The following is a 21,321-nucleotide window of genomic DNA, read 5'->3' as shown; positions in this document are numbered from 1 at the left end:
ATGGCAAAAGAAACCTTTGTGGTTAATGGGATGACCTGTGCATCCTGTGTAGCCAATGTTGAAAATGCTGTTAATAAGTTGGATGGCGTGGACAAGGCTGTGGTTAACCTAACCACTGAAAAAATGTCTGTGGATTACGCTAGGGATAAGGTTAGTCCAGAAGCGATTGAAAAAGCTGTGGCTGACGCTGGTTATGAAGCCGAAGTCTACAATCCAGATACAGCCAAAAGCCAGGAAGAGCGTGAAGAAGACAAGATTCACAAGGTGCGTGAGCGACTTATTTGGTCGTCGGTCTTCACCATTCCTCTTTTTTATCTAGCTATGGGGCCAATGGTCGGTCTACCTGTGCCAAACTTCTTGTCTCCTCACCATGCTGCCTTGACTTATGCCTTGGTGTTGCTAGTTTTGACAGTTCCAGTCATGTGGTTGGGTCGTTCCTTCTATAGTAATGGTTTTCGTACTTTGGCCAAGGGTCATCCTAACATGGATGCCTTGGTAGCCTTGGCAACATCGGCAGCCTTTCTTTATAGTCTCTATGGTACTTACCATATTTCATTGGGACATGCCCATCACGCCCACCAACTTTATTTTGAGTCAGTGGCTGTTATCTTGACCTTGATTACTCTAGGAAAATACTTTGAAACCCTCTCTAAAGGTCGAACTTCAGAAGCTATCAAGAAACTCATGCACTTGTCAGCCAAGGAGGCAACCGTCCTTCGGGATGGTAAGGAAGTCAAGCTTCCTGTGGATGAGGTTGTTCTTGGTGACCATATTGTGGTCAAACCTGGGGAAAAGATAGCCGTGGATGGTCAGGTGATTTCTGGTAGCTCTGCGATTGATGAGAGTATGCTTACAGGGGAGTCACTCCCTATTGAAAAATCCGCTGGTAAGCCAGTGTTTGCAGGTTCTATTAATGGTCAAGGTAGCTTAATTTATGAGGCTGAAAAGATTGGTAAGGACACCCTGCTTTCCCAAATCATTAAATTGGTTGAAGATGCTCAACAAACCAAGGCCCCTATTGCCAAGATTGCCGATCAGGTATCAGCGGTCTTTGTTCCTGTTGTCATGGCTATCGCCCTTGTTTCAGGCCTCTTCTGGTACCTTGTCATGGGACAAACCTTTACTTTTGCCATGACAGTAGCAGTCAGTGTCTTAGTTATTGCTTGTCCATGTGCCTTGGGACTTGCGACACCGACAGCCATTATGGTTGGTACAGGGCTTGGTGCAGGACACGGTATTCTCTACAAGCGTGGAGATGTGCTCGAGCTAGCGCACAAGGCTGATGTCCTCGTCTTTGACAAGACAGGAACCATTACTCAGGGGAAACCTCAGTTGGTTTCTAGCTATACCTATGGCAATAGTGGAGCAGCCTTACAGCTTTTGGCATCCTTGGAAGCCAAGTCTGAACACCCATTAGGTCAAGCAATTCTTGTGGCAGCAGAAAATGCTAACTTAGACTTGTTAGAGATGGATAACTTTTCAAGTCTGACAGGACGAGGACTTACTGCCAGCTATGCAGGCAAAACTTATTTAGCTGGAAATCAAACCCTTATGACAGAGGAAAAAGTCGACTTGACTTCAGCACAAGCTGATTTCCAAAACTTGACAGCTGATGGTCAAACACCGATTTTCCTAGCTGAAGATGGTAAGTTAATCGGACTCTTTGGTGTAGCCGATCAGGTTAAAGAAGACAGTGCAGATATGGTGACAGCTCTTCATCAAATGGGCAAGGAAGTCATCATGTTGACTGGGGATAATGACCAAACAGCTCAAGCTATCGCTCAAAAGGTTGGCATCAAGCGTGTCATCAGTCAAGTCCTTCCGCAAGAGAAATCTAGGGTGATTAGTGACCTGCAAGCCGAAGGAAAATCAGTCATCATGGTTGGTGATGGTATCAATGATGCCCCAGCCCTTGCGACTGCCGATATCGGTATTGCCATGGGGTCAGGGACAGATATTGCCATGGAAAGTGCCGATATGGTCCTTATGAAACCCAACCTCATGGATGTCGTTAAGGCCCTGAAAATTAGTCAGGCGACGATCACGACAATTAAAGAGAACCTCTTTTGGGCCTTTATCTACAATATCTTGTCTATCCCAGTAGCTATGGGTGTCCTCCACCTCTTTGGAGGCCCGCTCCTTGACCCAATGATAGCAGGACTTGCCATGAGCTTCAGCTCTGTCTCAGTCGTCCTCAATGCTCTCCGGCTCAAACGTCGTAAAGTCTAAGCGTTGATTGCTTGTGACGTCTGCGACTTAAGCTGTGTACTAAAAATAATTAAAGAAAAGGAAGAAAGAAAAATGACAAAAACATATAACATCACAGGAATGAAATGCCAAGGCTGTGTCAACACAGTTACTGAAAAACTCTCTGCTGTCAAAGGTGTAGACAAGGTTCAAGTTGACCTCGAAAACAAACAAGTCACTATCGAAGGGAAACCATGGAAGTGGTCTCTCAAACATGCCCTCAAAGGTACTAAGTTCGAACTTGGTGACGAAATTTAAGACAGGAATGAAACAGCTCTTAGGCTGTTTTTTTCTATCCACAATACTTTTGAAAAACCCATTTTTTTGTGATATGATTAGTGTAATTATGTTCTCTAAAAGGGTATGAGTTCCCTTTTGATGGAGATCACAAAATTAAGAAAAGAAAATGGTATACCTATGTCTAAACAAACCCTTATCCTTCTATACGGTGGACGTTCTGCAGAACGTGAAGTGTCTGTTCTTTCAGCTGAGAGTGTCATGCGTGCGGTGGATTATAGCGCATTTGAGGTTAAAACCTACTTTATCACTCAGTCTGGCGATTTTATCAAAACACAAGAGTTTACGGAAACACCAGGTGATGATGAAAAGCTTATGACTAATGATACAGTTGTGGCGAGTCAGGCTATCAAACCAAGTGACATCTACGAAGAAGGTGCTGTGGTCTTCCCGATCCTTCATGGACCTATGGGTGAGGATGGGTCTATCCAAGGTTTCCTTGAAACTCTCAAGTTGCCATACGTGGGTACCAATGTCCTTTCATCAAGCGTTGCCATGGACAAGATTACGACCAAGCATATTCTCGAGGTTGTGGGTGTACCTCAGGTTGCCTACACTGTCTTCATCGAGGGTGAAGATTTGGAAGCAGCAGTGGCTAAAACTGTGCAAAAATTAGCCTTCCCAGTTTTCGTAAAACCAGCTAACATGGGGTCATCTGTTGGGATTTCTAAGGCTGAAAATGAAGCAGAGCTTCGTGAAGCGATTGATTTGGCCCTCAAATATGATAGCCGTATCTTGATTGAGCAGGGTGTGGTTGCCCGTGAAATCGAGGTTGGTATCCTTGGCAATACGACTGTCAAAACAACAGAACCAGGTGAAGTTGTTAAAGACGTTGCCTTCTATGATTATCAGGCCAAGTATATCGACAATAAGATTACCATGGACATCCCAGCTCATGTGCCTGCAGAAGTCATGACGCAAATGCGTGCCTATGCGGCCAAGGCCTTTCGTGCCCTTGGTGGTTGTGGCCTTGCCCGCTGTGATTTCTTCTTGGCTGAGGATGGAACCATTTATCTTAATGAGCTCAATACAATGCCAGGTTTCACCCAATGGTCAATGTATCCATTGCTTTGGGAAAATATGGGACTCTCTTATACAGACCTTATCAAGGAATTGGTAGCGTTAGGACAAGAAATGTTCGAGAAACGTGAAAGCCATTTGATTTAAGAAATATGATTTAGAAAGCAGACATCTTAGTCTTGGAGAAATCTCTGAGACTGGGGTGTTTTTTTCTTTACAAAATGTGTCAGTTTATCTATATCTTTTCTTTATCACGCTGATAAAAAATACATATTATCCAAATAATCTTAGCGGTGGTAGAATAAAGCTAACGTTTCAAAATGACATAAAGCTATTCATTCGTATTTTGTGAAGCCGTACTTTTCAAATGCGAGAGAAGGGTCAGAGGGCTAGAAGTTGATGGCAGTGAGTGCTGATGGAATTTTCTACGCCCTTTGTATCTTATGGAATTGAACACAGGCTAAATTCCTAGAGCAAAAGATAAACTTCCTAGTGTGCCCGCACACGCCGTCAGTTTCCTATTTGCTTTACGGAATTCTATACGCCTTTTGTATCTTGTGAAATTGAATACGGGCTAAATTCCTAGAGCAAAAGATAAACTTCCTAGTGTGCTAGCACCCGTCGTCAGTTTCCTATTTGCTTTACGGAATTTTCTACGCCCTTTGTATCTTGTTTTGAGGAGGTAAGTTTTGGACTGGTCCATTGTTCAACAGTATTTGCCCTTTTATCAGAAGGCATTCTTTTTAACTTTACATATTGCCGTTCTGGGGATTATTGGTTCCTTCCTTTTGGGCTTGGTGGTGAGTGTTATTCGTCATTACCGAGTGCCAATTTTGAGTCAGCTTTCGACGGCTTATATTGAGCTATCTCGTAATACGCCGCTCTTGATTCAGCTCTTCTTTCTCTACTTTGGCTTGCCTCGTATAGGTTTGGTTCTATCCTCAGAGGCCTGTGCTGTGGTAGGTTTGATTTTCTTGGGTGGTTCCTATATGGCGGAGTCCTTCCGAAGTGGTCTAGAGGCCGTTAGTCAGACCCAGCATGAAGTGGGCTTGTCTATTGGTTTGACGCCCTTCCAAGTCTTTCGCTATGTGGTCCTTCCTCAGGCAGTAGCTGTGGCGTTGCCGTCATTTAGTGCTAACGTCATTTTCCTTATCAAGGAAACGTCAGTATTCTCAGCGGTAGCCTTGGCGGATTTGATGTATGTGGCCAAAGATTTGATTGGTCTTTACTACGAGACCGATGTGGCTTTAGGTATGTTGGTGGTGGCTTATCTCTTAATGCTGCTACCGATTTCCCTAGTCTTTAGTTGGATTGAAAGGAGGTTACGCTATGCAGGATTCGGGCTTTCAAGTTCTTCTTCAGGGGAATAATTTCCTACGTATCATACAAGGTCTAGGCGTAACTATTTGGATTTCCATCGTTTCGGTGCTTCTTTCCCTTTTATTGGGGACCCTTTTGGGAATTGTCATGACGTCGAAATCTAAGATTATTCGTTTTTTGTCACGTATTTATCTGGAATTTATTCGTATCATGCCCCAATTGGTTTTGCTCTTTATTGTCTATTTTGGTCTGGCTAGGAACTTTAACATCAATATCTCAGGTGAGTTATCGGCTATTATCGTCTTTACTCTTTGGGGAACGGCTGAGATGGGTGATTTGGTGCGTGGGTCAATCACGTCGCTCCCTAGACACCAGTTTGAGAGCGGAAGGGCCCTTGGCTTGACCAACAGTCAGCTTTACACCTATGTGATTATTCCACAAGTCTTGCGTCGCTTGTTGCCTCAGGCCATTAACCTGGTGACCCGGATGATTAAAACTACCTCTTTGGTGGTGTTGATTGGTGTGGTTGAGGTGACCAAGGTTGGTCAGCAGATTATCGATAGTAACCGCTTGACTATCCCAACAGCTTCTTTCTGGATCTATGGTACGATTTTGATTCTTTATTTTGCCATTTGTTATCCAGTTTCTAAGCTGTCTACTTATCTTGAAAATCGTTGGAGGAATTAAGATGACCGAAAGCATTTTACAAATCAAGGATTTGAAAAAGTCCTTTGGGGACAATGAAATTCTCAAAGGTATCTCCTTGGACCTTAAACAAGGTGAAGTCGTTGTTATCCTGGGTTCCTCAGGTTGTGGGAAATCGACACTCCTACGTTGTATCAATGGCTTAGAGACCATCCAAGGAGGCGATATTCTCCTAGACGGTAAGTCTATCACTGGTAGTAAGAAGGATTTCCATCTGATTCGTCAGAAAATCGGCATGGTCTTTCAAAGTTATGACCTCTTTCCACATTTGGATATCCTACAAAATCTGATTTTGGGGCCGGTCAAAGCCCAAGGGCGTAACAAGGAAGAAGTCATCGCCGAGGCTGAGAAACTTTTGGAGCGTGTGGGACTTCTGGACAAGAAGCATAGCTTCGCGCGACAACTATCGGGTGGTCAAAAGCAACGTGTGGCCATTGTCCGTTCCCTGCTCATGCATCCTGAAGTTATCCTCTTTGACGAGGTGACGGCCTCGCTTGACCCTGAGATGGTTCGTGAGGTTCTGGAATTAATCAATGACCTCGCTCAAGAAGGGCGTACCATGTTGATTGTAACCCATGAGCTTCAGTTTGCGCGTGCCATCGCTGACCGTATTATCTTTATGGATAAAGGTGTCATCGCTGAGGAAGGGACTGCTGAAGAATTCTTCAATCATCCAAAGACACAGCGAGCTCAAGAGTTCCTCAATGTCTTTGACTTCAGCCAGTTTGGTGCCTATTTGTAACCCATTGTTTTTAGTAAAAAATATAATATTTTAGGAGATATTTATGAAATTAACAAAGAAAATTTTTGCCCTATTAGCCCTCGTCTTTGCCTTGGTGGCAGTGACTGCTTGCTCAAGTAACAGTAGCTCTGGTAAATCAACAGCCAAAGCACGTACTATTGAAGAAATTAAGAAGAGCGGTGAACTCCGTATCGCCGTTTTTGCGGACAAGAAACCTTTCGGTTATGTAGATAACAAGGGTGCTTACCAAGGTTACGATATTGAACTTGGTAATCGTTTGGCTAAAGACTTGGGTGTTAAACCTAAATACGTCTCAGTAGATGCGGCCAACCGTGCCGAATTCTTGATTTCAAACAAGGTAGATATTACGCTTGCCAACTTCACAGTAACTGATGAACGTAAGAAACAAGTGGACTTCGCTCTTCCTTATATGAAAGTCTCAATCGGTGTGGTGTCACCTAAAGACAAGGTCATTAAGGACGTTAAAGAGCTTGAAGGTAAGACTTTGATTGTTACTAAGGGGACAACTGCTGAAACTTACTTTGAAAAGAACTATCCAAATATCAAATTGCAAAAGTATGACCAATATAGCGACGCTTACCAAGCCCTCCTTGATGGTCGTGGCGATGCCTTCTCAACAGATAATACAGAAGTTCTTGCTTGGGCTCTAGAAAATAAAGGTTACGAAGTCGGAATCACATCTCTTGGTGACCCGGATACGATTGCCCCAGCCGTTCAAAAAGGTAACAAAGAACTCCTTGACTTTATCAATAAAGACATTAAGAAACTTGGCGAAGAGAATTTCTTCCACAAAGATTATGAAAAAACACTTCACCCAACTTACGGTGATGCAGCTAAAGCTGATGACCTCGTGGTTGAAGGTGGCGAAGTGAAATAAGACTGTCCCCCTCTTAAAGAGGCAAGTCTTGCTTAATAAGAATAAAACAACCACTCCTGCTTCTAGCTAGACTAGATTTAAGCAGGAGTGGTTTTATTGGTTTTTATAGTTTCTTTTGATCTTCCATTCAACGAAAAGGACATAGCTAAGCAAGCCTCCAAACATACCAAATAGGAGATAGGGTTCCAGACGATCAAACAAGGTTATTCGTTGACCGTAAGGGGATTTAGAGCCATCTTTCCAGGTAATGCTCTTGTTTTCATCATCAATCCGTTTGTAGGATTCGCCATTATAGGTCAGATAATTGTCTTTACGGACATACATATTCAAATAGTTGAGGCCGTTCTTAGCGGGAAGGACTGAAAGCAGGCGCTCCTTGGCATAAACTTCGATGTAGAGGGTACCGTCATTAAAGCGTTTAATGTCATCGATGCGTGCATTTTTAATGAGGACATTTCCATCTTGAACAATCTCCCAATCAATCTTACTTCCCTTGCGACCTCTTTCGTAGGATATGGCAATCTGATGACTTTCAGATTGCCAAAGACCATAGATACTGTCTTTATAAACGTTATGATCAAAGAAAATACCATAGATAATGAGTATAGGTAAGAGGATTAGGAAACCTATCCCAAAAATGTTGGCTAAACGGTCTGTAAAGTTATCCCAGCGTGCTCGCCACCCCGTTTTACGTTTTTGTTCTTTCCGATATGCTTTTTGTGACTGATACTTTCGGTTGAGATTCTTTCGGTCAGCGTATTTTCTTTTTGTTTGGTGTCTCATTGAGCTTCTCTATCCTCTTTTGCCGAGCCTCTATCACGATAAGAAATGAGCAAATACCCATAAGTATCAAATAGAAGGCTTCAAAAACCTCGTCTATAGTAGTTTTCCGTTCGTCATAAGGGCTGGTAGAACCATCTTTCCAAGTGACAGTCTTGTTCCCAGAGTCTATGCGCTTATAGGAGTCACCGTCGTAAGTGAGATAATTGTCTTTGCGAAGATAAAAATCCATGTAGCTGAAACCATCCTTGGTCGGGAGGTCAGTCAGGTAGCCTTCCACTGTATAAAGCTCCAAGTATAGGGTGCCGTCATTGAAGCGCTTGATAGGGCGAGTTCTAGCAGCATAGATAATATACTTACCATCCTGTACGACTTGCCAGTCGATATTTCCTCTTTTCCGGAGATGCTTATAGGAAATCGCTAACTTATGATGATCAGACTGCCAGAGACCATAAATGTTATCTTTGTTGACTGTATAATGATCGTAATAATAAAAACCACCATACAGCAGTGCTAGTATTATTAAGATGATCAATTCAGATGTTGGCTCTAGTAGAACTAGCTTTCTCCAATTAAAGTGCCACCTTTTGGGTTCTTCAATACTTTGTCAGTCACTTTTTCTGTTTTTCTCTTTGTTAGAGGGACGAATTGATTTTTTCTTTGTCATGCCTAATCCTTTCATCAACCATTGTAACAAATTCATCTCCCAAGCAAAAGCTAGGCCGATTTGTGATATAATTGGAGGGTATATTGAGAGACAAGAAAGCCTATTTTTTGTCAGATTTGTAAAAAAATAAAACAGAGGATTTTAAGATGAAACTGACACTCCATGAAATTGCCAAGGTTGTTGGCGCTAAAAATGATGTCACTGCCTATGAAGATGTCGCTATTAACCAGATTGAGTTTGATAGCCGTAAGATTACAGCGGGCGATCTCTTTTTGCCACTTAAGGGTGTGCGTGATGGGCACGAGTTTATCCAAACAGCCTTTGAAAATGGTGCTCTAGCGACATTCACAGAAAAAGACTTACCAGCTGATCAAGCCCACATCCTAGTTGAGGATGCTCTTGAGGCCTTCCAAAAACTAGCTGCCTACTATCTTGAAAAGACTGGTGTTGATGTCATTGCGGTGACTGGTTCTAACGGTAAGACAACTACCAAGGACATGATTCATGATATTTTGGCAACGACCTACCGCACCTACAAGACCCAAGGTAACTACAATAACGAGATTGGTCTTCCCTATACCGCCCTTCACATGCCTGATGATACTGAAAAAATCGTCCTTGAGATGGGACAAGACCACATGGGTGATATTCACCTCTTGTCAACCTTGGCGAAGCCAAAAACAGCTGTTGTTACCTTAATCGGAGAGGCTCACTTGGGGTTCTTCGGTAGCCGTGACAAGATTGCCCAAGGTAAGATGCAAATGCAAGACGGTATGCCTGATGGCAGCCTCTTACTTGTGCCAAGTGATCCTATCGTAGATCCATTCTTGCCAAGCAATCTTGAAGTGGTACGATTTGGTGAGGGCTCTGATCTAACAGTCTCTGACTTGACAGAATACAAGGATCACCTCACCTTCTCAACTAACTTCCTAGATGGACAAGTTACCTTGCCAGTCACTGGAAAGTACAATGCCACAAATGCTATGGTTGCGGCTTATGTCGCTAAACACTGGGGTGTGACTGAGGAAAATATCTTCTCAGCTTTGGCCAACTTGCAGCTGACAAAGAATCGTACCGAATGGAAAAAAGCAGCCAATGGCGCAGATATTCTTTCAGACGTCTACAATGCCAATCCGACAGCAATGAAGCTCATTTTGGAGACCTTCTCAGCCATTCCTAAGAATGAAGGAGGTAAGAAGATTGCTGTCTTAGCCGATATGAAAGAACTCGGTGAACAGTCTGTCCAACTTCACACGCAGATGATTCTTAGCCTGGCACCAGATGCTATTGATACGGTAATTTTCTACGGTGAAGACATTGCGGACTTGTCGCAACTTGCTAGCCAGATGTTCCCGATTGGTCATGTCTATTATTTCAAGAAGACAGCTGACGAGGACCAGTTTGACGCTATGGTTAAACGCATCAAAGAAAGCCTAGGCGAGCACGATCAAATCTTGCTCAAGGGCTCCAACTCTATGAACCTAGCTAGAGTTGTTGAAGAACTCCAAGCTAAGGATTAAGCTCTAAAACCTGCATTAAAGAGCTGTTTATGGAACTTTGAAGAAGTGGTGACCGAACTAACTTAAGGAAAGTCACAAAATTAGATTGTCTTAAATCAAAAGCCTGCTCGTTAAAGCAGGTTTTTGATTTACCTGAAATTTGATATAATAACGAGAATAGCAATTTTATCAGGAGAAGAGAATGAAGGATTTTTTTACAACGACCCAAACCCGGCCACCACAGATACCTTTGCCCTATTATCTGGTGATGCTAATGGTATTGGTGCTGCTGGCTTACCTGAGTTGGTCTTGGCATGCTAAAAAAAGTTGGCGTCTGACTTTTCTAGGAGTTCAAGCCGTTCAACTGATTAGCCTTTACATTTGGTATATTTGGCAGGGATTTCCTTTAGATGATAGTCTCCCTCTTTACCATTGCCGCTTGGCCATGCTCTCCCTCTTGCTCCTAAAAGATAGTAAGGTCAAAACTTATTTTGCACTTATGGGCTTGGTTGGAGGTTCTTGTGCGATCATTCATCCCATATTTGATCCTTATGATTTTCCGCATATCTCCAGTATTTCCTTCATCATTGGGCATTATGCTCTACTGGTCAATAGCCTCAATTATCTTTTGAGGACCTATAAGACTCACCCTATTTCAAAGAATATGATTGTGACGCTTACCTTGCTATTGAATCTCGGACTTGTAGTTGTTAATCATTTTGTTAACGGAAATTACGGCTTATTAAGACATACCCCTTTTATCTCAGACGCCTGGTTACCTATCAAATACCTTGCTGTTTCAGGAGCTTTGATTTTTCTTATGATAGTTATGAAAAAAGGTCTGGAATATTTTGAAGAAAAGTATTGAATAAATGAAGGAACACGCCATCAGAGAGTTGATAGCGTGTTTTTTCATTTTATTTGTTTTATTCTAACACAAAACGCTTTCAGAATTGCTTTCACACTGTAATTTGGATATAATAAAAGGGCTGTGCCTGCGAGAATTATCGCAAGCCTTGACAACAAATGTAGCTTTCAAAAGACAGAAATTTTCTGAAAGAAGTGCTACAACGATCTTGCTTTTCGTTCTGGTAAAACCCTATTGCTATTAGTAGCTCTGGGACATGGGATTTTTGAGATTTACTAAGAAGCTGCTGACATCCATGCCACTAAGGAAAAGTAACAAAAAGATTATTTTCAAAGAAGAAAGAAAACTATGAGTATTCAAGACGAAATCAAAAAACGCCGTACTTTTGCCATCATCTCTCACCCCGATGCTGGTAAAACAACAATTACTGAACAATTGCTTTACTTTGGGGGTGAAATCCGTGAAGCTGGTACCGTAAAAGGTAAGAAAACCGGAAACTTTGCTAAATCAGACTGGATGGATATTGAGAAACAACGTGGTATCTCAGTAACCTCATCTGTGATGCAGTTTGACTATGCCGGCAAACGAGTCAATATCCTTGATACTCCAGGGCACGAGGACTTCTCAGAAGATACCTACCGTACCCTTATGGCGGTTGATGCTGCCGTAATGGTCGTTGACTCAGCCAAAGGTATCGAGGCCCAAACCAAAAAACTTTTCGAAGTTGTCAAACACCGTGGGATTCCTGTCTTCACCTTCATGAACAAATTGGACCGTGATGGACGTGAGCCACTTGACCTCTTGGAAGAGTTGGAAGAAGTGCTTGGTATTGCCAGCTACCCAATGAACTGGCCTATCGGTATGGGTAAAGCCTTCGAAGGACTTTATGACCTTTATAACGAACGCTTGGAGCTCTATAAAGGTGACGAGCGCTTTGCCAAGATTGAAGATGGTGATACTCTATTTGCCAATAACCCATTCTATGAGCAAGCTAAAGAAGATATTGAACTCTTGACAGAAGCAGGAAATGAATTCTCTGAAGAGGCTATTTTAGCAGGTGAATTGACACCGGTCTTCTTCGGTTCTGCCCTCACTAACTTCGGAGTTCAAACCTTCCTCGATACCTTCCTCAAATTTGCTCCAGAACCACATGGCCACAAGACCGTAGATGGTGATGAGATTGATCCTCTTAACAAGGATTTCTCTGGTTTTGTTTTCAAAATCCAAGCCAATATGGACCCACGTCACCGTGACCGTATTGCCTTTGTTCGTATCGTTTCTGGTGAATTTGAGCGTGGTATGAGTGTTAATCTAACACGTACTGGTAAAGGAGCTAAGCTCTCTAACGTCACTCAGTTTATGGCTGAATCCCGTGAAAATGTTGAAAATGCCGTGGCTGGAGATATCATCGGGGTTTACGATACAGGAACCTACCAGGTTGGTGATACTCTTACTGTTGGAAAAAACAAATTTGAATTTGAGCCACTACCAACCTTTACACCAGAATTGTTCATGAAAGTTTCTGCTAAAAACGTCATGAAACAGAAGTCTTTCCACAAGGGAATTGAACAATTGGTGCAAGAAGGAGCCATCCAGCTCTACACCAATTACCAAACAGGTGAATACATGCTTGGTGCCGTTGGTCAACTTCAGTTTGAAGTCTTCAAACACCGTATGGAAAATGAATACAATGCCGAAGTCGTTATGACACCAATGGGTAAAAAGACTGTGCGTTGGATTCAACCTGAGGACCTCGATGAACTCATGTCATCAAGCCGAAATATCTTGGCCAAAGATCGCTTTGACCAACCAGTCTTCCTCTTTGAAAATGACTTTGCCCTCCGTTGGTTTGCGGACAAATATCCAGATGTGACATTGGAAGAGAAGATGTAATACGGCACAAAAGATGACGATTTTAAATCGTTCATCTTTTGACGCTAGCCCCTATCTTGTGGCTAGCTAGCCGTCTCACTAACTACGTCAGACGAATAATATCGATTCGTCTGACTTCGTGTCGTAATATCTTAGTGATGTTATTTACGAAGTATCCTATGGGACCGTGGCTAAGTCCCTTACTAACTCGAAAACGGAAAAATATCGTTTCCGTTTTCTCATGTCGTAATATCTTTTAAACACACAAAAAACCATAGGACTTCCACTTAAGACTGTCCTATGGTTTCTTTTATTTTTCCGTATTGAGTAATCTGCCTAGGAATCGATGTAGGGCGAAGAAAACGATGAGGCTGGCTAATGTTTCTCCTAAGAAAGATGAGCCATTAATAATAAATGAGTAGAGATAAGGGCTTTGTCCTTTAGGAGCATAGCTTCCCCAAAAGATGACACCGGCTATAAAGTGAATGAGATAGCGTGAAAAGCCCCCTAGCAGAATACCGCCAGTGATATACACTAGAGACTTGAGCTTTTTCCCTTGTATGATGGCTTTATCGAGGGCTGGTTTGACCACACCACTAATCCCAATAAGGCTAAAGGCAACAAAATATTCCAGAAAACCTTGTGTTAAGGTTAGCCAACCGCCGGCTGCTTGTCCTGTCACCACTTGGAGTAATCCCCAGATAAGGCCTCCCATTGCACCAGCTCCAACTCCCCAGCGAAAACTAAGGAGGAAGATAGGGACCATTTTAAAGGAAAGGGAAATCCAAGGGCCTAGGGACATGGGTTGAGTAACCAAGTCGAGAATGTAAGCAATGGTTGCAAAAAGGGCAACCTCAATCATTGGTCGAATACTTGTTTTCGACATAAAAAAACCTCCTATACCAATCGTCTTGATTGGCTATTTTTGCCACATCAAAACGTTGTCATAGAAGTTCTTCTATTCAATCTATTTTGAGACACATCCCTACGCAGGTCCTAACCTGATCAGGTGGTAAGAGTTTAGGCAAGTCTTGAAGAAAAAATTCAAGCTAGCCATTCTCAGCAATTGCTCCTCTTGTGACTCCTTAATTGTACTACCAGAAACCCATTTTTGCAAGTGTCTGAAATCCTAAAATTGTGGTATAGTTAAAGCAAGGATTATCTTTACAATAAAAAAGGAGAAATAACTATGGGACTTTTTTCAGGACTGCTTGGCAATGCATCTAAAAAAGATAATGATAAGGTTGAGCGCCAATTGGAGGGCATCTTAATTCCAGGTGAACAGGTGGAGTTAGCCTATGCCCTTGTTCGTGACTTGATTGTCTTTACAGAGAAGCGCTTGATTTTAGTCGATAAGCAAGGTGTTACCGGGAAGAAGACTTCCTACAAGTCTATCCCTTATCACTCGATTTCTCGTTTTACTGTAGAAAGTTCGGGTCACTTTGACCTAGATGCTGAGCTTAAGATTTGGATTTCATCAGCACTGGAGCCCGCAGAGGTCCTGCAATTTAAGAGTGATAATAACGTCTTTGAAATTCAACAAGCTTTGGCAGCAGCAGTGCTAAAGTAATGAGGAAGAAAAATGTTTATTGAAAAAGAACTGGGTTATAAGCGTCACTGGATTAATATTGACTCAGATATTATTTCTGAGCAATCCTACCTTTATACCAAGTATGATATTGACCAGGAAACCATAGAGTATGCCTTGGATAAAAATGAACGAGCTCACATGGACTACAACCGTGAGAATGGAACAATCACTTTTATCTATAATGTTCTGGCTCTTGAGAAGGACAAGGAATACTATGAAACCATTCCTCTGACCTTTATTGTTCAAGATACGCGTTTGGTGACCATTAGTAACGAGGATAACGCTTATGTGATAAGCAAGATGCAAGATTATGTGGATAACCATGAGGATTTGTCTATCTACAAATTGCTCTTTGCAGGACTTGAGATGATTTCAAATGCCTACTATCCCGTCATTGAATGTTTGGATCAGCAAAAAGATGAGGTTAGTCGACGCCTAAGACAGACAACGACGAGTAAGAATCTTTACGATCTTTCAGATTTGGAAATAGGCATGGTCTATTTGGTGGCTGCAGCCACACAAAACCGTCTTCTATTGGAACACATCAAGGGGCACGCCATTTATCGTCGTCTCAATGAGGTCGAAAAAGAGCAGTTTGATGATGCCATGATTGAAGCCAGGCAGTTGGTTGCCATGACGGATCTTATTTCTAAGGTCTTACAGCACCTATCAGGTTCTTATGACAATATCCTAAACAACAACTTGAACAACAACTTGAGCAATCTGTCCATTATTGAGGTACTTTTAGGAGTGATTGCCGTTATTACTGGTTTCTTTGGGATGAATGTTCCTCTACCGTTTATGACTGTCAGTCCAGCCTGGATTTTCATCATTATCGGTAGTGCGATCCTTTGTTTGGTCTTGGCCCGCTACTTGCGTTGGTTGGTCCATAAATAATAATTAGTGAGTGAAACCGTCTTCTTAAATTGGAGGCGGTTTTAAAACGTTATTTTCTGTCTTTTTATTTCTAAATATGATAGACTAGATGAGTTGTTAAAATAAACGACTATTAAATACAGGTAGTTAATCTACTACACAACCAAGTCTCATAAGGTGGCTTCGCACCGCCTTCAAATAGAAAGAAGAATACTTTGAAATTTACAGATTTAAACCTATCAGAAGACATCCAATCAGCTGTTGTAGCTGTTGGTTTTGAAAAACCATCACCTATCCAAGAGTTGACAATTCCACTCGCTCTTGAAGGTAAGGATGTTATCGGTCAGGCCCAAACTGGTACTGGTAAAACAGCTGCCTTTGGTTTGCCTACCCTAGATAAAATTCGTACAGAAGAAAATACAATCCAAGCCCTTGTTATTGCCCCAACACGTGAGTTGGCAGTGCAATCTCAAGAAGAGCTTTTCCGTTTTGGTCGTGACAAAGGCGTTAAAGTTCGCTCAGTTTACGGTGGTTCTAGCATTGAAAAACAAATCAAGGCCCTCCGTTCAGGTGCCCACATCGTTGTAGGGACACCAGGTCGTCTCCTTGACCTTATCAAACGTAAGGCTCTTAAACTCAATAACATTGAGACTTTGATTTTGGATGAAGCGGATGAAATGCTTAACATGGGCTTCCTTGAAGACATTGAAGCTATCATTAGCCGAGTGCCAGAAGAACGTCAAACCCTTCTTTTCTCAGCAACTATGCCTGATGCTATCAAACGTATTGGCGTTCAGTTCATGAAAGATCCTGAGCATGTGAAAATCAAGGCTAAAGAATTGACCAATGTTAACGTTGACCAATACTTTATCCGAGTGAAGGAACAAGAGAAGTTCGATACCATGACTCGCCTTATGGACGTTGACCAACCAGAGTTGTCAATCGTCTTTGGACGTACCAAACGTCGTGTGGACGAGTTGACACGTGGTTTGAAACTTCGTGGTTTCCGTGCAGAAGGTATCCACGGTGACCTTGACCAAAACAAACGTCTTCGTGTTATCCGTGACTTCAAGAACGACCAAATCGATATCTTGGTTGCCACAGACGTTGCAGCGCGTGGTCTTGACATTTCAGGTGTCACTCACGTCTACAACTACGATATCCCACAAGACCCAGAAAGCTACGTTCACCGTATTGGACGTACAGGCCGTGCAGGCCAATCAGGTCAATCGATTACTTTCGTTGCTCCAAACGAAATGGGTTACTTGGGAATCATCGAAAACTTGACTAAGAAACGCATGAAAGGTCTTAAGCCACCAACAGCTCAAGAAGCCTTCCAAGCTAAGAAGAAAGTTGCCCTTAAGAAGATTGAACGTGACTTTGCGGATGAAGCTATCCGTTCTAACTTTGACAAGTTCAAGGGCGATGCGGTTAAATTGGCTCAAGAATTCACACCTGAAGAATTGGCCCTTTACATCTTGAGCTTAACCGTTCAAGATCCAGAGACAATGCCAGAAGTGGAAATTGCGCGTGAAAAACCATTGCCATTCAAACCATCAGGTGGTGGCTTTGGTGGTAAAGGCGGCAAAGGTGGTCGTGGCAACCGCGGTCGCGATAACAACCGTCGTGGTGGATACCGTGGCGACCGTAACCGCGATGACCGAGACGGTGGCCGTCGTGACTTCAAACGCAAGTCTAAGAAGAATAGCCGTGACTTCGAAAACCATGGCAACAAACGCCCACACCGTACCTCAAGCGAAAAGAAAAACGGCTTTGTCATCCGTAACAAGGGTGATAAGTAAGTACCAAGACAGTAATCAGTAGTGGAAAGAACTTTATTTCATATTTTCTTATTTGAAAACCACTTATGAAAAGATTTCTGAAAACACTCTATAAAAATAGAGTGTTTTCCTATACCTTTAATATAGAATATAAGTACATAATAAAAACTCATAAGTTTTTCTATAACCAGTTGTTAGACCAATTGCAAAAGCAACAAAACGTTATATTGCAAGACCTGTCGTAAATGCTGTGAAACGTTTTGTTGTTAATCCAGTCAAGAGATTGTTTGGTCGTAGAAGAGGAAAGAGAAGATGACAATGAAAAAAAGCAATATTTTAGGGATTTTTGTAGGACTATTTATAGGGTTGGTTACAGTCTTAGGAATGAGCCTATTTATCTTTATTAATTTAAAATTTAACTCTGTTTATTATGCTCAGCATATTCCTCATAAGGAGGGAACAGAACCGGACATCATTATGCTGATGGAGAATATGGGTTGGGCTTATACACCGGAAATAGATGGTATTAGCTATGATGATGATGGAATGTACGCTATAACTAGAAATAAAGGAACGAAAACGTCTATATTAGGTCTTTCAGGTGATACTCTATATTTTAGTTCGGCATCGGGTGATGGCTATCTTTTAAATCATGATTTTTCTATCAAAACTGCTCTTGACAAACGTTATCACAAGATTAAATATAATCAACGAAAAGTCCAAAAAGAAATTAGAGAGACCGTTCAACCTGTGATTGATGCTCAACCAAAACCCTTCATCAATCTTCAATGGTTGTTTAATTTAATTTATCAAAGTAGGTTTAATTAGAGAATAAGATAGCATAGAAGCATTTTGTAAGATTATTTATACCTAAAGATGAGTTTACCTATATTGTGGCATTTACTGTGGATATAATTCAGGACACCTTGTAGGGTGTCTTTTTTATGTTTTTTATTTAATAAATTCGGAGTAATACTAATGATTTTAAAGCTATTTAGAGCATGTAGAATTATTCATGTGCGTGCGTTGTATACCACTATGAGAATTTTTCTAAAAGGTAGTGATTTGACATTGATTGAAGACTATATCATTCAGCTTTGGGAGAACAAACTAAATAATAGAATATGAAAATGTCTTAACTGGAAAACATCTTATGAAGTCTTATAAGAGGAAAGTACGTACTTAATTTGATAATTCAAGACCAAAGAACACACGGTTATTTTTCCGTGTGTTCTTTGATATAAGCTAGTTTTTTCTCTCGGCTTTTTTTCTTAAAGAGTGCTTCGGCGCTCATGGCTTCAGGCTTGCTGGCGAAGGCTTCTGAGTAGAGGAGTTTAACTGGTAGGCGAGCTCTGGTATACTTAGCGCCCTTGCCTGAGTTATGGGTTTTGAGGCGGCGTTCGACGTCTGTGGTGTAGCCTGTATAGAGGGTGCCGTCGGCACACTCAACAACATATATGTAGGCCTTGCTATCCTTTTCTGTCATCGTTTAGGACTCACCCTCAGCCTTTTTCCCAAAGTAAATCTCAAAGATTTCGTCGGTATAATCACCATTTTCCTTGTGAACAAAGAGGGGAGGAAGGATTTTCAATCCATCTGTCGATCCGTCTTTTATGGCTTCAATCAGGAGCATATTAGCCTCACGTCCCATTTTAGGATAGATAAACTGGATGCGTTTAGGTGCTAGATTATACTGGCGCATGGTGTCGATGATATCCAAAAAGCGGTCAGGGCGATGTACCATGGCAATGCGTCCATTAGATTTGAGGGCATGACGAGCGACCTGGCAAATTTCTTCTAAATTCGTCGTGATTTCGTGGCGGGCCAAGAGGTAGTGCTCTGACAGATTCTTCTTAGACGTTTCTGTGACCTTAAAGTAGGGAGGGTTACAAAGAATGAGGTCTACTTGAGATCGTGGGGTATGGTCAAGCAAATTTTTTAGGTCGTCATTGACAACAGTCACTTGATTCTCTAGTTGATTAAGAGTTACGGAACGCTTGGCCATATCAGCCAGGCGTTCTTGCAACTCAACCAAGGTAATCGGTGCCTCAGTGCGTGTGCTGGCAAAGAGACCAACGGCACCATTTCCCGAACAGAGGTCAACGATTAATCCCTTCTTTGGAATTTTTGGGAACCGAGAGAGGAGGACGCTATCAATAGAGTAGCTGAAGACCTCCTTATTTTGAATGATTTTCACATCTGTGGAGAAGAGCTGGTCAATGCGTTCTCCATCTTTTAAAATTGGATTTGTCATAATTTTAATTGTAACAAAAAACAGCTCCCAAAGGAACTGTTGCGAGTGATTACTCTAGGACACCGAAGGTATAGCCTTGATTTTTGAAATATTCGATAATTTGTGGAAGGGTCTGAACAGTCAGCTCCTTACCAGCCGTATCGTGCATTAGTACAACTTTAACAGTAGTTTCAGGGAAATATTTCTGTGAACCATCCATATAAGCCATCATGCTTTCAGATGTGGTTGGACGAACAGAGAGTGGTTCTGCATCTCCACAGAGCATGTTCCAGTCAATCCACTGGACACCTTGTTTAGCAAGAGCTTGGTCGGTTCCCTCTAGGCCTTGCCATGACATATGACCACCAGGGTAACGGAAAATTCTTGTTTTGAAATCCTTACCTAAGATTGCCTTGAAATTAGCCATAGTTTGGTCAACCTCAGTAGTAATCTGACTTTGGTTAGGAACACGTCCTGGATAAAGCAGATTGAAGTTATGGCTAAGACTGTGGTTGGCAATGGCATGTCCTTCAGTAATTTGGCGTTTGAGGATGTCCCCATTTTCAGGTGTAATGGTATAGCCGATGTGGAAGAAGGTTGCGTGAACGCCATACTCTTTCAGGATATCCATGACTTGTGGTGTCAAAGTGGGATCAATCCCATCATCAAAGGTTAGAAAGACCACCTTACCCTTAACATCATCTGATTTCCCTCGGATAGTGTTATTAACGGCAGTGACATCATAGGCGTAGTCAGACGCCTCAATGCTGTGGTTGCTTCCTTTTTTGAGTTGTGTTTTATCCTCTTTTTTAGCTTTTTTTGAAGAGCTACTTGAACCCTTAGACACTTGTTCGTTTTTTGGTGTCTTAACCATACGATTAACCTTAGAGTTTTGGTGCTGGAATAGGACAAAACCTAAAACAATAAGTACAGCAAGGTTAGCTATAATAAGACATATATTAAGTGTCTTTCGATTATTCCCTAAAATATCATTACTTCTTTTCATGATTACATTATATCTCAAACTTAGAGAAAGTGCCATAATGTTTTCATGTATTTTTGCATAATTTTTTTACTGGTATTTTACTGAAAAAAATGCGTTTTTCTAGTATAATATAAAAAATTGTAGAAAAAGAGGTAAAAACGTGTTTTACGCTTATTTACGTGGGCTTGTTGTCTTCCTTCTTTGGATTATTAATGGCAATGCCCATTATCACAATCGTGACAAGTTATTGAACAAGGATGAGAATTACATCTTGGTGGCTCCTCACAGGACTTGGTGGGACCCTGTTTATATGGCATTTTCAGCTCGCCCAAAGCAGTTTATTTTTATGGCTAAGAAAGAGCTCTTCAAGAGTCGCATCTTTGGTTGGTGGATTCGTATGTGTGGGGCTTTCCCGATTGACCGTGAAAATCCTGGTCAGGAGGCTATTAAGTACCCTGTTAATATGCTTAAAAAGAGCAAGCGTAGTTTGATTATGTTCCCAAGTGGTAGCCGTCATTCTTCTGATGTTAAGGGTGGGGTTGCGGTTATCGCTAAAATGGCAAAGGTTAAAATTATGCCAGTTGTTTATCAAGGGCCTCGTGAACTCAAGGGGCTCTTGACGGGTGAACGTGTAGATATGAACTACGGAAATCCTATTGATATTTCGGATTTGAAGCGTTTGAATGATGAGAATATTCAAGAGGTTGCCCGTCGTATCCAGTCTGAATTTGATCGCCTTGATGAAGAAGCTTTGAGCTATCAAACAGGTAAGAAACCAAACCCATTGACCTATATCTACCGTGTACCACTTGGCCTTGTGGCTATCCTTGCGGTGATTTTAACAATGGCTTTCTCATACGTGGCTAGCTTTGTTTGGAATCCTGAAAAACATCGTGCTAAAGAAACGCAAAAATAAGTAAAGGACTCTATCAGATGTCAA

21 protein-coding genes and 1 riboswitch are annotated in these 21,321 nt (G+C 41.8%); of the genes, 15 read left to right on the top strand and 6 right to left on the bottom strand.

From position 1 onward, the window contains the following. The 7 genes from PCY14_RS00850 to PCY14_RS00820 all read left to right on the top strand — a co-directional run bounded on the left by PCY14_RS00850 (position 1) and on the right by PCY14_RS00820 (position 7,229). Positions 1–2,229 (top strand): heavy metal translocating P-type ATPase, encoded by a 2,229-nt coding sequence (locus tag PCY14_RS00850; protein ID WP_293917344.1) that lies wholly within the window; start codon positions 1–3, stop codon positions 2,227–2,229. A 72-nt stretch (positions 2,230–2,301) separates the two neighbouring features. Then, on the top strand, positions 2,302–2,505 hold the full coding sequence (gene copZ, locus PCY14_RS00845; protein WP_143567764.1) for a copper chaperone CopZ: 204 nt from the start codon (positions 2,302–2,304) through the stop codon (positions 2,503–2,505). A 159-nt stretch (positions 2,506–2,664) separates the two neighbouring features. Next, positions 2,665–3,711 carry a D-alanine--D-alanine ligase gene (locus tag PCY14_RS00840; protein ID WP_301363056.1) on the top strand — a complete coding sequence of 349 codons (1,047 nt, stop codon included), beginning with the start codon at positions 2,665–2,667 and terminating at the stop codon, positions 3,709–3,711. A 542-nt stretch (positions 3,712–4,253) separates the two neighbouring features. Further along, on the top strand, positions 4,254–4,934 hold the full coding sequence (locus tag PCY14_RS00835; RefSeq protein ID WP_008535334.1) for an amino acid ABC transporter permease: 681 nt from the start codon (positions 4,254–4,256) through the stop codon (positions 4,932–4,934). Beyond that, positions 4,894–5,571 carry an amino acid ABC transporter permease gene (locus PCY14_RS00830; RefSeq protein WP_008535333.1) on the top strand — a complete coding sequence of 226 codons (678 nt, stop codon included), beginning with the start codon at positions 4,894–4,896 and terminating at the stop codon, positions 5,569–5,571. The genes PCY14_RS00835 and PCY14_RS00830 overlap by 41 nt, the downstream gene beginning before the upstream one ends. A 1-nt stretch (position 5,572) precedes the next feature. After that, on the top strand, positions 5,573–6,331 hold the full coding sequence (locus tag PCY14_RS00825) for an amino acid ABC transporter ATP-binding protein (RefSeq protein WP_164376271.1): 759 nt from the start codon (positions 5,573–5,575) through the stop codon (positions 6,329–6,331). Between the two features lie 43 nt (positions 6,332–6,374). Next, positions 6,375–7,229 carry a cysteine ABC transporter substrate-binding protein gene (locus PCY14_RS00820; RefSeq protein WP_070579596.1) on the top strand — a complete coding sequence of 285 codons (855 nt, stop codon included), beginning with the start codon at positions 6,375–6,377 and terminating at the stop codon, positions 7,227–7,229. Between the two features lie 93 nt (positions 7,230–7,322). Here the strand turns inward: PCY14_RS00820 and PCY14_RS00815 are convergent, their stop codons facing one another. Together PCY14_RS00815 and PCY14_RS00810 are read right to left on the bottom strand one after the other, a co-directional pair. After that, positions 7,323–8,012, bottom strand: coding sequence for a hypothetical protein (locus tag PCY14_RS00815; RefSeq protein WP_301363055.1), 690 nt, complete (start codon positions 8,010–8,012; stop codon positions 7,323–7,325). Then, a complete protein-coding gene (locus tag PCY14_RS00810) occupies positions 7,981–8,610 on the bottom strand; it encodes a hypothetical protein (RefSeq protein WP_051176054.1) in 630 nt (209 codons plus the stop codon). Before PCY14_RS00810 ends, PCY14_RS00815 begins: the two co-directional genes overlap by 32 nt. 212 nt (positions 8,611–8,822) lie before the next feature. Between PCY14_RS00810 and murF the strand changes: the two genes are divergently transcribed. The 3 genes from murF (at position 8,823) to PCY14_RS00795 (ending at position 12,936) form a co-directional block, all read left to right on the top strand. Further along, a complete protein-coding gene (murF, locus tag PCY14_RS00805; RefSeq protein WP_301363054.1) occupies positions 8,823–10,196 on the top strand; it encodes a UDP-N-acetylmuramoyl-tripeptide--D-alanyl-D-alanine ligase in 1,374 nt (457 codons plus the stop codon). A 181-nt stretch (positions 10,197–10,377) separates the two neighbouring features. Further along, positions 10,378–11,043, top strand: coding sequence for a TIGR02206 family membrane protein (locus PCY14_RS00800; protein WP_301363053.1), 666 nt, complete (start codon positions 10,378–10,380; stop codon positions 11,041–11,043). Between the two features lie 348 nt (positions 11,044–11,391). Next, positions 11,392–12,936 carry a peptide chain release factor 3 gene (locus tag PCY14_RS00795; RefSeq protein WP_215644099.1) on the top strand — a complete coding sequence of 515 codons (1,545 nt, stop codon included), beginning with the start codon at positions 11,392–11,394 and terminating at the stop codon, positions 12,934–12,936. Positions 12,937–13,225: 289 nt separating this feature from the next. Here the strand turns inward: PCY14_RS00795 and thiT are convergent, their stop codons facing one another. After that, positions 13,226–13,801, bottom strand: coding sequence for an energy-coupled thiamine transporter ThiT (gene thiT / locus PCY14_RS00790; protein WP_301363051.1), 576 nt, complete (start codon positions 13,799–13,801; stop codon positions 13,226–13,228). A 79-nt stretch (positions 13,802–13,880) separates the two neighbouring features. Then, a riboswitch (TPP riboswitch) is annotated at positions 13,881–14,001 on the bottom strand. Positions 14,002–14,104: 103 nt separating this feature from the next. Between thiT and PCY14_RS00785 the strand changes: the two genes are divergently transcribed. From PCY14_RS00785 to PCY14_RS00770, 4 genes are all read left to right on the top strand, one after another. After that, positions 14,105–14,485, top strand: a complete 381-nt coding sequence (locus PCY14_RS00785) for a PH domain-containing protein (RefSeq protein ID WP_301363050.1) — start codon at positions 14,105–14,107, stop codon at positions 14,483–14,485. A 12-nt stretch (positions 14,486–14,497) separates the two neighbouring features. Next, complete coding sequence (locus tag PCY14_RS00780) at positions 14,498–15,403, top strand: magnesium transporter CorA family protein (RefSeq protein ID WP_175057267.1); 906 nt, start codon at positions 14,498–14,500, stop codon at positions 15,401–15,403. 194 nt (positions 15,404–15,597) lie between these two features. Further along, positions 15,598–17,184 (top strand): DEAD/DEAH box helicase, encoded by a 1,587-nt coding sequence (locus tag PCY14_RS00775; RefSeq protein ID WP_301363049.1) that lies wholly within the window; start codon positions 15,598–15,600, stop codon positions 17,182–17,184. Positions 17,185–17,481: 297 nt separating this feature from the next. Then, the gene (locus PCY14_RS00770) at positions 17,482–17,991 is read left to right on the top strand and encodes a hypothetical protein (protein WP_301363073.1); all 510 of its coding nucleotides are present in this window, start codon (positions 17,482–17,484) and stop codon (positions 17,989–17,991) included. 388 nt (positions 17,992–18,379) lie between these two features. Here the strand turns inward: PCY14_RS00770 and PCY14_RS00765 are convergent, their stop codons facing one another. From PCY14_RS00765 to PCY14_RS00755, 3 genes are read right to left on the bottom strand one after another with little or no spacing between them, the layout of a single operon-like run. Next, a complete protein-coding gene (locus PCY14_RS00765) occupies positions 18,380–18,649 on the bottom strand; it encodes a GIY-YIG nuclease family protein (protein WP_293930003.1) in 270 nt (89 codons plus the stop codon). A gap of 3 nt (positions 18,650–18,652) precedes the next feature. Beyond that, a complete protein-coding gene (locus PCY14_RS00760; RefSeq protein WP_301363048.1) occupies positions 18,653–19,417 on the bottom strand; it encodes a tRNA1(Val) (adenine(37)-N6)-methyltransferase in 765 nt (254 codons plus the stop codon). Positions 19,418–19,466: 49 nt separating this feature from the next. Further along, positions 19,467–20,438 (bottom strand): polysaccharide deacetylase family protein, encoded by a 972-nt coding sequence (locus tag PCY14_RS00755; RefSeq protein ID WP_301363047.1) that lies wholly within the window; start codon positions 20,436–20,438, stop codon positions 19,467–19,469. Between the two features lie 103 nt (positions 20,439–20,541). Here PCY14_RS00755 and PCY14_RS00750 point away from each other — a divergent pair, with 103 nt between their 5' ends. Further along, entirely contained in the window at positions 20,542–21,297 is a 756-nt protein-coding gene (locus tag PCY14_RS00750; protein ID WP_021146313.1) for a 1-acyl-sn-glycerol-3-phosphate acyltransferase, read from the top strand. Positions 21,298–21,321 lie beyond the last annotated feature (24 nt).

Source organism: Streptococcus sp. SV2 (genome assembly GCF_030440175.1).
In the GTDB taxonomy this organism is placed as follows: domain Bacteria; phylum Bacillota; class Bacilli; order Lactobacillales; family Streptococcaceae; genus Streptococcus; species Streptococcus raffinosi.
The sequence above is the reverse complement of the archived record's forward strand: the minus strand, read 5'-3'. Positions and strand labels throughout refer to the sequence as shown.